This window comes from Vreelandella titanicae BH1 (assembly GCF_000336575.1).
Taxonomy (GTDB): domain Bacteria; phylum Pseudomonadota; class Gammaproteobacteria; order Pseudomonadales; family Halomonadaceae; genus Vreelandella; species Vreelandella titanicae.
The window spans coordinates 1-12141 of the sequence record NZ_AOPO01000020.1 but is presented as its reverse complement, the minus strand read 5'-3'; the positions used below and the strand labels follow the sequence as shown (position 1 = coordinate 12141).

General features: G+C 51.4%; 14 protein-coding genes. 4 read left to right on the top strand and 10 right to left on the bottom strand.

Annotated elements, in window-relative coordinates; translation table 11 throughout:
* Nucleotides 1–9: 9 nt before the first annotated feature.
* The 10 genes from flgK to flgB form a co-directional block, all read right to left on the bottom strand.
* Entirely contained in the window at nt 10–1953 is a 1944-nt protein-coding gene (flgK, locus tag HALTITAN_RS22025) for a flagellar hook-associated protein FlgK (protein ID WP_009288424.1), read from the bottom strand.
* A 73-nt stretch (nt 1954–2026) separates the two neighbouring features.
* On the bottom strand, nt 2027–3058 hold the full coding sequence (flgJ, locus tag HALTITAN_RS22020) for a flagellar assembly peptidoglycan hydrolase FlgJ (protein WP_009288423.1): 1032 nt from the start codon (nt 3056–3058) through the stop codon (nt 2027–2029).
* A complete protein-coding gene (locus HALTITAN_RS22015) occupies nt 3058–4125 on the bottom strand; it encodes a flagellar basal body P-ring protein FlgI (RefSeq protein WP_230805444.1) in 1068 nt (355 codons plus the stop codon). Before HALTITAN_RS22015 ends, flgJ begins: the two co-directional genes overlap by 1 nt.
* A 168-nt stretch (nt 4126–4293) precedes the next feature.
* A complete protein-coding gene (locus tag HALTITAN_RS22010; protein WP_009288421.1) occupies nt 4294–4983 on the bottom strand; it encodes a flagellar basal body L-ring protein FlgH in 690 nt (229 codons plus the stop codon).
* Between the two features lie 37 nt (nt 4984–5020).
* Entirely contained in the window at nt 5021–5803 is a 783-nt protein-coding gene (flgG, locus tag HALTITAN_RS22005) for a flagellar basal-body rod protein FlgG (protein ID WP_009288420.1), read from the bottom strand.
* 50 nt (nt 5804–5853) lie between these two features.
* Entirely contained in the window at nt 5854–6612 is a 759-nt protein-coding gene (locus tag HALTITAN_RS22000) for a flagellar basal body rod protein FlgF (protein WP_009288419.1), read from the bottom strand.
* 31 nt (nt 6613–6643) lie between these two features.
* Complete coding sequence (flgE, locus tag HALTITAN_RS21995) at nt 6644–7915, bottom strand: flagellar hook protein FlgE (RefSeq protein ID WP_009288418.1); 1272 nt, start codon at nt 7913–7915, stop codon at nt 6644–6646.
* A 65-nt stretch (nt 7916–7980) separates the two neighbouring features.
* Nucleotides 7981–8679, bottom strand: coding sequence for a flagellar hook assembly protein FlgD (locus tag HALTITAN_RS21990; protein ID WP_009288417.1), 699 nt, complete (start codon nt 8677–8679; stop codon nt 7981–7983).
* 3 nt (nt 8680–8682) lie between these two features.
* Nucleotides 8683–9093, bottom strand: coding sequence for a flagellar basal body rod protein FlgC (gene flgC, locus HALTITAN_RS21985; RefSeq protein WP_009288416.1), 411 nt, complete (start codon nt 9091–9093; stop codon nt 8683–8685).
* Nucleotides 9094–9125: 32 nt separating this feature from the next.
* Nucleotides 9126–9560 carry a flagellar basal body rod protein FlgB gene (gene flgB / locus HALTITAN_RS21980; RefSeq protein WP_027958738.1) on the bottom strand — a complete coding sequence of 145 codons (435 nt, stop codon included), beginning with the start codon at nt 9558–9560 and terminating at the stop codon, nt 9126–9128.
* A gap of 204 nt (nt 9561–9764) precedes the next feature.
* Between flgB and flgA the strand changes: the two genes are divergently transcribed.
* The 4 genes from flgA (at nt 9765) to HALTITAN_RS21960 (ending at nt 12121) form a co-directional block, all read left to right on the top strand.
* Nucleotides 9765–10481, top strand: a complete 717-nt coding sequence (gene flgA, locus HALTITAN_RS21975) for a flagellar basal body P-ring formation chaperone FlgA (RefSeq protein ID WP_009288414.1) — start codon at nt 9765–9767, stop codon at nt 10479–10481.
* Between the two features lie 96 nt (nt 10482–10577).
* Nucleotides 10578–10844 carry a flagellar biosynthesis anti-sigma factor FlgM gene (gene flgM, locus HALTITAN_RS21970; protein WP_039860564.1) on the top strand — a complete coding sequence of 89 codons (267 nt, stop codon included), beginning with the start codon at nt 10578–10580 and terminating at the stop codon, nt 10842–10844.
* A 13-nt stretch (nt 10845–10857) separates the two neighbouring features.
* Complete coding sequence (locus tag HALTITAN_RS21965) at nt 10858–11307, top strand: flagella synthesis protein FlgN (protein WP_009288413.1); 450 nt, start codon at nt 10858–10860, stop codon at nt 11305–11307.
* Nucleotides 11308–11380: 73 nt separating this feature from the next.
* Nucleotides 11381–12121: an SDR family NAD(P)-dependent oxidoreductase gene (locus HALTITAN_RS21960; protein WP_027958736.1), complete on the top strand. Its 741-nt coding sequence runs from the start codon at nt 11381–11383 to the stop codon at nt 12119–12121.
* Nucleotides 12122–12141: the final 20 nt, after the last annotated feature.

Below are 12141 nucleotides of genomic sequence, written 5' to 3'. Positions count from 1 at the left end.
GCTCCTAAATTAGCCACGCAGGTTCAAAATGGTGTCTAAAAGCGACCCCGCCGTATCTATGACACGCGCATTAGCTGCATAGTACTGCTGATATTGAAGGAGATTAGCCAACTCTTCATCCAAGTTGACACCAGACTCTGACTGTTGCACTGCACGGAGCTGATCAGTCAAGCCTTGTCGCGCCTCCAAATTAACCTGCGTGATATTAGTCCGGTTACCCACATCACTGACCATTGATGCGTACGCACCACTTACCGAGGCACGTCCGCCGACAACATCCTTACTTTGCAGATTTTGCAGAGCCAGAGCGTTGCGGTTATCGCCTGAACTAGCATCACTAAGGCTGATATCCAGGCTAGCTGTACTACCTGTCTCAGGAAGTGTATCAAGGGTAAAGCTAAGACCGTCAATAGTGACGATATCACCTTCTGCCAGGGTGTCCGTTCCTGGAGTAAAAGGCTCGCCATTTCGGGTGACGGTTGCCGCTGGAGTAACTGACAAGCCACCGGCATCGTCAACTTCTATCTCATATTCGTCATTGGTGGCAAAAGCACCGCTTGCAGCACTTAGTTGACTGATATCCAAGTCACCTTCACGTTCAACCAAGCTAGCTGCCGCAATCTTATCGAGGTCGGCGATACGCGTATCCATACCGCCAGCAGCGCGACGCACCGGCTGGATTTCAAAACGATCACCGCCTGCGACAGAATTACCGCTGTTAAACGCAACCGTTACGCCGCCAAAGGTGATTTCACCCTCGCCAGCTGCAGCATCCCATTCAGATAGATCAACAAAGTCAGCATCATCAGGATCCGTGCTATCAAGCACGTCACCAGTATCATTACGCGTTACAGTAGGAGTGCCAGACGCATCGAATGAAACGGTGTAATCCGTGGCACGCAGTTTATCGACGGTTGCTGGGTCGAACTCTATCGACGTCAGCAGATTCGGGTCGCTGTTGCTTGTATAACCATAACCCTGAGGAGAGCGGGTCGCGAAGAAGTTTTCCCCTTGGTCACCGTTAAGATCCACTCCCTGTTTGTGCTGCTCATTGAAAGCAGTCGCTAAGGAGACAGCGAGTTGGCCAATTTGGTTTTGGGTTTTATCCAGCGTTTCTGAACGGAAAGCCATTAATCCGCCCAAGGTTCCGCCCGTTATCGTTGATTCATCCAGCTGAACCGAATTACCGCCACCATCAATATAACCCACAACGGTACGCTGAGGATCGTAATCAGCCTGTCTAGCTTCTAGCTTAAAGGTATCCGCCCCTGTCACCAGCGGCTGCCCGTTAGGCAAACTAATATTGTAAGTTTTGCCATCCTGTATATTCAGGCGCAGATCCATGCGCTCATTGAGCTCAGAGACAAGATGATCGCGCTGATTAAGCAGGCTATTGGGTGCTTCTCCCGTACGCGCTCGAGCCAACGCAATTTCTTTATTTAATCCGGCAATTTGCTCAGTAGTGTTATTGATTTGAGTAACTTCATCTTTAATTTGCCCGTTTATGTTGCCCTGCATATCTTGCAGATAGCCGTCAAAAGAACGGAACTGGGCACTCAACGTATTAGCGGTACCGAGTACCCCCTGACGTGCAGCCGGGTCAGATGGAGCACTGGCTAAATCTTCTATTGAGGAGAAGAATTTTTGCATTAACGGAGATAAACCCGCTTCTCGGTCTGCCAGCAGGCTATCGATCTGTGACACTTGCTGATTGTACGTTGATAAAGCACTTGACTGTGTTTTGGCGTTATTTAACTGGCTGGCCACGTAAGTGTTGAACTGCCTTTCAATATCATTGACCTTCACGCCTTTACTGCCAGCGCTACCCTCGCCAAGCATGGTAATCTGGCGGTTGTAGCCAGGCGTTAACATATTGCTGGCATTGTTACTAATAGTATTCAGGGCATTCTGTGCGGCATTGAGGCCGCTTAAGCCGATCGAAAACATGCTCATGGTTCAATTCCTTAGGCCGATACCTATCATTACTTCAATTATCGGCGCTGCACAGAAAAACTTGAGGAAAGGGCTAGCGAGCGTCAGCCAGGAAATTTCCCTCAGCGTTAAGCGGCCCCATGGTATTCATCACTGCGACTAACTTTGCAGCGTAGAGCGGATCAGTTGCATACCCACCTGCCTGCAGCTCACGCGCGGCCTGCTCAGCGGTGGGTGCTTGAACAACCCCAGCATAGCGAGGGTTATTGCCGATTAGGCTGGCATAGTCAGTAAAAGCGTGTTCAAACGAGTCGTAGACACGGAAGGTGTCAACCACCTGCGTTCGCCGCCCATTAATATACTCATGAGTCACAATATCGGTGGTTTCACCCTGCCAATGGCTACCGGCTTTGATACCAAACAGGTTATGACTATTGTTGCCATTGCGAGTCGCAATTTCGTGCCGTCCCCAGCCTGTTTCTAACGCCGCCTGGGCCAAAATGAGTTCAGCAGGAACGCCGGTGGACGCACTGGCCGCTTGAGCGGGTGCCGCTAACGTTTGAATAAACTGATCTACGTGAGCAGAGGCCGTCGTTTGCGCTAGCGGGTTTAGCGCAGATTCATCCACCGCTCTACCCTTCTCGACACCTTGGCGAATGGCCTCTAGCTCGGCTAAGAATCGACCGCTGCCCTGCTCATGCTGGGTTTCAATCGTGTCAGGATTAGCCGCGAATGAATCGTCAAGCACACGCGGGGTGCCGCGGGGAATACCGGCTATCAATGCTTGCAACTCTTGATCCGCATCTGGCCGCGCTTTTGAGATGGCTCCTTGGCGCTCCAGTTGCTCAACAAGCACATCTGCAAGGCCCATTCCACGCGAAGCCATCACCTGTGACCACTGTTGATCCAGCATCGATTGATAGGTATCCGTCGCACTACTGTTCATCAGTCCTGAACTGGGTGTCGCGTCACGCATACTCTTCATCATCATCTGAATAAATAGCGCTTCAAACTGCTGGGCTGCACCACCCACACCAGCCTCAGGATCGACTCGTGCATTGTGTTGGAGCCGCTGAAAGCCGTTCATGTCCAGGGCGAACTGACTGGTCATATCACTCGCGCTCATTAAATGACCTCCAGTTCTGCACGTAGCGATCCCGATGCTTTTAACGCCTCCAGAATCGACATCAAGTCTTGAGGGGTAGCGCCCAACGCATTCAATGCATTGACCACTTCGTTGAGCTGGGCACCCTCTACAATTTGCAGATAAGCCTCTTGCTGCTCAATATCAATATCTGCGTCGGGCACCACAACCGTTTCGCCCTCGCCAAACGGATTCGGCTGGCTAACGCCAAACTGGGTATCAATCATGATAGACAGACTGCCGTGAGCTACGGCTGCTTCACGCAGTGTGACGGCACTGTTCATCACTACCGAACCGGTACGTGAGTTCAGCACAACGCGTGCCGGAGCCTCCGTAGGTGTGACCTGAACGTTTTCAATGCGTGCCATAAAGTTGACCCGCGCATTATCATCAGTAGGACCGTCAAGGGCGATTACTCGGCCATTACGTGCATATGCCACCGACTGGCCAAACTCGTTATTGATCGCCGTTACCATGCGCTGAACGGTGCCAAAATCAGAGTCGTTAAGCTGTAATTCAAGCATGCCACCATTGCCACCTAGGTTAAGCGGCACTTCCTTCTCAACCAGTGCGCCATTGGGAATACGCCCCGATGCCTGCTGATTGATTTGCACACTACTGCCACCCGCTTGGGCGCCAGCGCCGCCCACGAGCATGTTGCCCTGGGCAATAGCATAGGTATCACCATCGGCCCCCTTTAAAGGTGTCATCAACAGCGTGCCGCCGCGCAAGCTACGTGCGTTGGCTATCGACGAAACGACTATATCTAGACGCTGGCCCGGCATTGAGAACGGCGGGAGATCAGCGGTCACCATCACCGCAGCTACGTTGCGCAGTTGCAAGTTCGTGCCTGCAGGCACGGTCACCCCAAGCTGGGACAACATATTAGTCAGGCTTTGGCTGGTAAAGGGCGCCTGGGTCGTTTGGTCGCCGGTACTGTCGAGGCCGACGACCAAGCCATAGCCGACCAGTTGGTTATCTCGAACGCCGGCAAAGCTCGCCAGTTCACGAACGCTTTCCGCCTGAACAGGCATAGCCAGCGCGCACATTAGCGCTAAGGTGGTCAGTTGAATAAGCCCGGCGTTGATGGCTTGCCGACAATTAATCCACACATTTCTTAACCGCATCACGATAACCCGCTGTCCCGCGTTCATTGGTCGACCTGCCATTGAAGGGCCTGCCTGGCGTAGCTCTGTCATTGATGGCTCCCCATAGAGCTAGAACGGCGAGACGTTTAAGAAGAAACGTTGTAGCCAGCCCATGTGCTGCGCTTCATTAATATAGCCGTCACCGACGTACTCAATCCGCGCATCCGCTACCTGAGTGGAAGGAACGGTGTTTTGAGCGGTAATCGTACGTGGGTTAACCACGCCGGAAAAACGAATAAACTCAGTACCTTGATTGATGGCAATTTGCTTCTCGCCACGCACACGTAAATTGCCGTTATTCATTACTTCTAACACCGAAACCGTGATAGTACCGGTAAAGGAGTTATTGGCCTGCGACCCGCCACTACCGGTAAAGTCGTTTTCACCTGAAATATCAAAGCCATATTCTGCAAGCGTATCAAGGACATCAGGCAACTGTGTTAACTCCAGGCTAGCGCTACCGCTACGCCCTGCATTGGATTGCGAATTTTTGCTCGCACTGACCTCCTCATCCAACACAATGGTCAAGATGTCGCCCATGGCGCGCGGCCGACGATCTTCAAAAAGTGGCTGATAACCTTGCCTAGCCTGGTAAATAGAGCCATTGGGGATGGGTGGCGGGCGATCAACAATGCTGATCTGCTCTTGCTCACCCACCACTGAAGCTCTTGGAACTTGAGCGCAGCCGGCTACAACCAATAAAAAAAGCACCAGTCCTACTAGCGCAATACGACGTGACATGTGGTGCAACTCCAGCATAACGCAACCTATAAGTAAGCCCGGTGAGTAACAACCGTTACAGCTGGCTTAAGCGTGCCAACATTTCATCGCTAGTGGACACCGCTTTGCTATTAATTTCATAGGCTCGCTGGGTCTGAATCATATTGACCATCTCTTCAACAACATTGACGTTAGATGTTTCAACATAATTTTGAAACAACCGTCCTGCTCCATTAGCACCCGGAATGTTTTCATTGGGCGCACCAGAAGCTCCCGTCTCCAGGTAGAGGTTACCGCCGATGCTTTGCAAACCTGCTGGATTAATAAAGGAACTGACGGTTATTTGCCCCACCTGATTGTCGACCGCGACACCAGGCTGACTAACGCTCACCGTACCGTCTTCACCGATACTCACTGACAGAGCATTAGCCGGCAAAAAGATAGCGGGCTCAATCGGGTAACCGTTGGCGGTTACCATTTGCCCGTTTTCATTGAGCTGAAAACTACCGTCACGGGTATAACCCGTCGTTCCGTCAGGCATCAAGACTTTAAAAAAGCCTTGGCCATTGATGGCCAGATCGCGGGAGTTGCCGGTTTCCTCCAGCCCACCCTGGGTATGCAGGCGCTCCGTGGCCACAGCACGCACACCGGTACCGATCTGCATGCCTGATGGCAGACGATCCTGAATATTATTCTGAGCGCCGGGTTGACGCATATTTTGATATAGCAGGTCTTCAAACACCGGACGTGAGCGTTTGAAACCATTGGTGCTTACGTTAGCTAGGTTGTTCGAAATCACGTCTAGCTTTGTTTGCTGCGATTCCAAACCGGTTTTAGCGGTCCACAATGACTTAATCATAATTAAACTCCCTTGGCCGACTGATTAGCATCAGTGCTGAATGACCAACATTAACCTTGAATGGACAGGATGCCGTTGGCACGCTGGGCGTTTTCGTCGGCCGTACTCAGCACTTTCATCTGCATATCGTAGCGGCGTGCAACATCGATCATCGAGACCATGGCATCGACAGCACTAACGTTGCTGCCTTCGAGCGCACCGCTTACTAACGTGGCATTTTCGTCGGCGGGCAAGGCACCGGGGACACCTTCTTCGTTAGGGGGCGCGCGAAACAGGCCGTCTTCACCACGGGTTAAATCCCCCTCTTCAGGCGTCACCAGTTTAATGCGGCCTACCTCGACCAACGCTTCGGGTCCAACACCTTCAGGGATGGCACTAATTGTCCCGTCAGCACCAATTGAGACCTGTGCCCCTTGCGGGATGGCGATGGGCCCACCATCGCCCAGCACAGGACGCCCCACACTAAGTAGCACGCCGTCACTATCGATCTGCAGATCGCCACGGCGGGTATAGGTTTCAGTACCGTCATCTGCTTGCACCGCCATCCACGCGTCGTCCTGCATCGCGACATCAAGGGTACGGCCAGTATACTCAACTGGCCCCTGAGAAAAGTCACTGCCCGGCGTGGTGGTTACCGCCGAGGTACGCGTTGCCAGTAAGGCCTCGCCTTGCACAGGCACCGAGCGAGCAGCCTGTAGCTGTCCGCGAAAACCGGTGGTGGTTACATTCGACAGGTTATTACTCACCACTGACTGCTGATCCATGGTGTGCTTAGCACCGCTCATGGCGGTATAGATCATTCGATCCACGGTACTGACTCCTTACCTAAATGACCGATCATTAAAGGTTAATAATGGTCTGCAGGAGCTCGTCCTGGGTACTGATAGTTTGTGAGTTGGCCTGGTAGGCCCGTTGGGCAACGATCATATCGACTAGCTCGCGAGCCATATCGACATTGGACGTTTCAACTGCACTTGGCTCAATTAAGCCACGCAGACCGGTACCCGGCGCACCTACCAGTTCCTGACCTGAGCTACCGGTAGCAGTCCAAAGATTATTCCCCTCAGGTTTTAATCCCTCTGGGTTACGGAAGCTGGCTAGTGCTACTTGGCCCGCGGCACGCGACTGTTCGTTAGCGTAATTACGCATCACGGTGCCATCGTCTTCAATGGTAATCCCCACTAAAGATCCCGAAGAATAACCATTCTGGGAAATAGATTTGGGATCTGATTGTTCTGCAAACTGTGTAGAGCCTTGAAAATCAACTGCAATATTTAAGTCGGTAAAAATTGGGCCGAACTCATTGGCGCCAGCTCCCTCGACGTTAAAGCCAGCATCAGTGCTGTCAATATCATTGATCGCGGTAGGTGCACCATCAACGAGCCTACCGTTTGTATCGAAGGCTAGTGTTCCGAGGTCAAAATTATAGGCTTCTGCGTCGCTAGGCCCCCCTGTTAGACGACCTTGAACCTGCCACTGATTGGGCGCAGCATCATCTTTAATAAAGTACATAGATAAGTTACGTGCATTACCTTGCGAATCATAAACAGTGGCATTCGTTGAGAAGCTATAGGTAGTGTTATCAGTCGGATCAAACACATAACCAGCAGCAGCGGTATCTATACCCGCCTCACCTGAGTCCAGGTTGACCTCTACCGATAGTTCGTTTGTGGCACTCGCCGCAAGGGCTTCGGAATCGACCGTTAAGGGAGTAACATCACCACCTGCCTGAACATCACCATTCGCATCGGCAGCATAACCCATAATCTGCGCGCCCTGGGCATTCACCAGACGTCCATCTGCGGTCATAGTCAACTGACCATTGCGCGAATAACCTACTTCGCCATTGGGCTGCTGAAAGCGAAAAAAGCCCTCACCCGAAATAGCCAAGTCCATATTGCGGTTGGTGGACTCAATATTACCCCCGCTAAAATTCTGCAGTACCGTGGAGGTACGAACGCCAAGCCCGATGCGCGACTCAGCATATACATCAGCGAACTGGACGCTAGAACTTTTAAAACCAACCGTCTGCGAGTTGGCAATATTATTACCCACCGCACCTAGTTTTTGTTGCTGTGCGCTTAGACCACTGAGTGCTTGTGAAAAACTCATGCTGTTCCCCTAATAAAGCTGTGTTTAATCAAATGCTGTGGTTTATGACTGTGTTTAGTCAGCAATTAAAGAATTTGTTTAACGTCGTTCAGATTGATTTGACCGTAAATAGCGCCCAGATCCAGTCGAACGCTGCCACTGCCGTCATTCGGCGTTACCCGGTTAACCACCGCGTACTGTAAGGCAGTAGATTCAATTTTTTCACCTTCAGCGTCAGTTGCCTCTAGCTGCACCGTATACCGGCCGCTGGCAGCCGCTTCGCCTTGGTCATTGAACCCAGGCCAGTCGAACGAATGAACACCTGCTTTCAGTGGACCGAGATCATCGTAACGTTTGATGATTTGTCCACCTTCACCAACGATGGTAGCTTTTACATTCTTCGCTGGCTCGGCCAGCTCTATTCCGAAAGGCGTTGTATAAGTGTTGCCGTCGCCATCTTGCTCCAGCAATACATCCTTCCCAGGCACCATGACACCTTTGCCAATTAAGCCGCTCGCCTGCAGTGCCTGATTGGCATCCATTTGGCTGGTAATGCCTTCTAGCGTGCTATTCAGCTCTTCAATGCCGCTCACCGTGTTAATTTGCGCTAGCTGGGAGGTCATCTCCGCATTTTCCATCGGTTTGAGCGGATCCTGATTCTGCAATTGCGTAATCAGCAACGTCATAAAGCTTTCACGCAGCTCATCAGACTGGCGGGCAGGGAGGCCATTGGCACCACCGCCATTTACTTTGTTTACTACGCTAGAATCAATAGTACTACTCATCGGTTACCCCTCACCCAGCGACAGCGTCTGCATCAGCATCTGCTTACTGGTATTAAAGACTTCAACGTTGGCTTGATAGGAGCGCGAGGCAGAAATCATATTGACCATCTCATGCACCGGCTCAACGTTGGGCTTTGCTACATAACCCTCTTCATCTGCCGCCGGGTGGTTGGGCATGTACTCCATCCGCAGGGGTGAGTCATCTTCCACTACCTCGGTGACGCGCACGCCGCCAACGCCATAGCGGTTACCTTGTGACTGGGTCTCAAACATCACCTGCTTGGCTCGATAGGTTTCACCATCAGGCCCTGCGACGCTGTCGGCATTGGCCATATTGCTAGCAGTAACATTCATGCGCTGGGATTGGGCACTCATTGCCGACCCGGCAATATCAAACGCAGAGAACATCGACATCGTGGATTAACTCCTCACTAATTTAGACAGAATCACTCGGGCTGCATGGCATTCTTCAGCCCCTGAATACGGCTGTTGAGCATCGTGAGGCCGACTTGATAACGAACAGCGTTATCTGCAAACTGCGTGCGCTCACGATCCATATCAACCGTATTTCCATCCAAACTGGGCTGGTCGGGAATGCGGTAAAGCAAATCGGGGTTGCCCGCTCCACGCCATGCGGGACCTTCTCCAGCAATATGGCTACCAGAAGTACGCGCTAAAGTCAGACCGCCTCCGGTATGGCTAGATGCACTCTGAGTACCTTCGACTGCTTTTTTCAGCTCACTAGCAAAGTCAATGTCACGCGCCTTATAGTTAGGTGTATCGGCATTGGCGATATTAGCCGCTAACACCTCGTGACGCGCTTGACGTAACCCTACTGCTTGCTGATGAAAATTAAAGGCAGATTCCAGTTGATCAATCATGCCGACCCTCGCGTTGAGGCAAAAAATAAAATGGATTTTGTTGATGATGAAGAATACGTCTGGAGCTGTCAGCCTAAAGCATGGAACAGCTGGCGTTTCCACCAGCATTTCGCGTGATACGGCTACTACCTTTTCGCTACACTGAACGATGAATTCTCCTCGTTACGTTCCTTCTTCTTCAGCCCCCAAGTAAGCGGCCTCCCCATGCTCCGACTGCGCTTTACTAAGCCAAGCACGCTTCGCTTTTGGCAATTAGCCTTCTTCTGGGCAATCCTAAGCGTTACTGCCTTCACCAGGATTCAAGCTGATGACGACAATCTTCTCCAGCAAGTGCATCAATTTTTGTACGAAGAGACACAGGCATTAGGCGAGGAAGTGGTCATTGACCTACGACCACCCTCTCCGCATTTGCCAGAGTGCGTTCAGCCAGAACCTTTTTTGGCCAACGCCAATCAAGCACCCTTGGGCCGCGTTTCCGTTGGGGTGCGTTGCGGTGAAGATGGCCGGCAAGTTCGCTATTTACAGGCGCAGATTGATGTCATTGGTGATTATGTGGTGGCAGCCAGGGATATTGAGCGAGGTACACTGATTACATCAAGCATGCTTAGCGAACGCGGGGGCAATCTCGGCGATCTCTCAGCTCAGGCTTTGACAGCTGAAGAGGATATCGTGGGTAAAATAGCTCAGCGCCCTATTCGTAGTGGTAGTGTCTTTTTAGCGCATTACTTACAAGCACCTCATTTAGTTGAACGTGGGCAGCGCGTTACTGTCATAGCTCAAGGCTCTGCCTTCCGAGTTTCACGCGAAGGCGAAGCATTGGAAGATGGTGCTCTTGGTGAGCAAATTAGAGTTCGTTTTGGTCCACGAGAAATCATGACTGCTCGTGTCGCCGAGCGTGGTATTTTGGTCGTGGATTTTTAATTCGCAGCCTAAAGTTAGGCCCAATGCTGCCGATGTACTGTTATACAAGCTACACTAAGCGCCAAGCGCATCGACGTTGACGATGAGGCAGACAACGTGAAAATTGATAACATTAATTCGCTATTACGCTCAAGCCAAGCCCAGCAGCGTGATGAAACGCAAAAGGCTGATAGCGTATCACCCGTCGCACCGGGCGGCGCAGCTCGCGAATCGACTCAACTGAGCCAATCAAGTATCGATGAATCTCAGGACGTCGATACTGCTAAAGTTGAAGAAATTCGCGATGCTATACGTGAAGGTCGCCTTGAAATGCGCGCCGACCGTATCGCCGAGGGCTTAATTGCCAATCTTAAAGATCTATAAGGGGACGCTGTAAATGAGCCTTGCATCCTTGCTTACCGACCAGCAACAGCGTCTTGAGGCGTTAATTTCGTTGTTGTCCAGCGAGCAAAATTTATTGACGCAAGGTGATATTGACGGTGATGCATTATCGCAAGTTGCACTAGACAAACAGTCTTTATTGGCCGAACTCGAGCGCATTGAGACTGTGCGGCGCAATGTGCAAAAACGTCTTGGTTATGCCGAAGGCGCAAACGGCGCCAGAGCGGCAGCTCATGATGCTGGCTGCCTGACAGCTTGGGAAAGCTTGCTTGAAAAAAGCGAGCGAGCCGCGCGTATGAATGAGCTAACGGGCCAGATGTTGTCCGTACGACTGAAGCATAATCAGGCAATGCTTGATTATATTCGTCAAATCGCTGAAAAAACGCTCTATAAGCCTGATGGACGCAACAGCGCCCAACCCGGCAGAATCAACGCTTCCGCCTGATACCTCCCTCGACAAGCCATCAGCATGACGTTTCAATGAAAGCCCACTCTCAGCGGCAAATCAAAAGACGATCATGTTCAATTTATTGCCTCATCATTATACAGCGGTGGTTGTAGGCGCCTCGGGGGGAATAGGTGCTGCTATTATTAATCAGCTACTCTCTTCCTCTAAGGTCGGCCATGTTATTGCGGTAAGCCGGCAGCCACCACGAATTGACAACCCCCGTCTTACACACCTAATGCTTGATGTTTCTCAAGAGCAGGGCCGGCAGGCGCTTAAAACAGAACTAGCCTCGCAGCCAATCCACTTCTTTTTCAATGCCATCGGCATCCTTCATGATGACGCGCAACGACTCTTTCCCGAGAAGTGCCTCGACCAGCTTAGTGTCGAAAGCCTTGCACAAACAATGAACATCAATGCCTATGTGCCAATTTTATTGCTAGCGGCACTGAAAGACTCTTTCAAAGGGTCACACCCTGCAGTGATTGCCAGCCTTTCGGCTCGCGTTGGCTCAATCGAAGATAATCAGTTAGGAGGCTGGTACAGCTATCGTGCCAGCAAAGCAGCGCATAACATGCTGCTTAAGACAGCATCCATTGAGCTCAAGCGGCTGAATAAGCAATCGCTAGTGCTTTGTCTTCATCCTGGCACCACCGACACAGCCCTCTCTAAACCTTTTCAAAACCGAGTACCTAGCGAAAAGCTATTTGCACCCGCATTTGTAGCAGAGAAGCTGCTGGCAGTCATCTCTCAGCGAACGCCCGAAGATAGTGGAACCTTCTGGGCCTGGGATGGCAAATCTATCGACTGGTGAGGTGTTACGCAAAAAAAAAA

What these genes read in the sequence shown, in the direction of transcription:
- flgC (WP_009288416.1), bottom strand. Translation starts at nt 9,093, where the DNA reads ATGTCGATGTTCTCTGCGTTTGATATTGCCGGGTCGGCAATGAGTGCC.
- HALTITAN_RS21960 (WP_027958736.1), top strand. Translation starts at nt 11,381, where the DNA reads ATGTTCAATTTATTGCCTCATCATTATACAGCGGTGGTTGTAGGCGCC.
- HALTITAN_RS22015 (WP_230805444.1), bottom strand. Translation starts at nt 4,125, where the DNA reads ATGTGCGCGCTGGCTATGCCTGTTCAGGCGGAAAGCGTTCGTGAACTG.
- flgB (WP_027958738.1), bottom strand. Translation starts at nt 9,560, where the DNA reads ATGATTGATCAACTGGAATCTGCCTTTAATTTTCATCAGCAAGCAGTA.
- flgG (WP_009288420.1), bottom strand. Translation starts at nt 5,803, where the DNA reads ATGATTAAGTCATTGTGGACCGCTAAAACCGGTTTGGAATCGCAGCAA.
- flgJ (WP_009288423.1), bottom strand. Translation starts at nt 3,058, where the DNA reads ATGAGCGCGAGTGATATGACCAGTCAGTTCGCCCTGGACATGAACGGC.
- HALTITAN_RS21965 (WP_009288413.1), top strand. Translation starts at nt 10,858, where the DNA reads ATGAGCCTTGCATCCTTGCTTACCGACCAGCAACAGCGTCTTGAGGCG.
- HALTITAN_RS22010 (WP_009288421.1), bottom strand. Translation starts at nt 4,983, where the DNA reads ATGCTGGAGTTGCACCACATGTCACGTCGTATTGCGCTAGTAGGACTG.
- HALTITAN_RS21990 (WP_009288417.1), bottom strand. Translation starts at nt 8,679, where the DNA reads ATGAGTAGTACTATTGATTCTAGCGTAGTAAACAAAGTAAATGGCGGT.
- flgA (WP_009288414.1), top strand. Translation starts at nt 9,765, where the DNA reads ATGCTCCGACTGCGCTTTACTAAGCCAAGCACGCTTCGCTTTTGGCAA.
- flgK (WP_009288424.1), bottom strand. Translation starts at nt 1,953, where the DNA reads ATGAGCATGTTTTCGATCGGCTTAAGCGGCCTCAATGCCGCACAGAAT.
- flgE (WP_009288418.1), bottom strand. Translation starts at nt 7,915, where the DNA reads ATGAGTTTTTCACAAGCACTCAGTGGTCTAAGCGCACAGCAACAAAAA.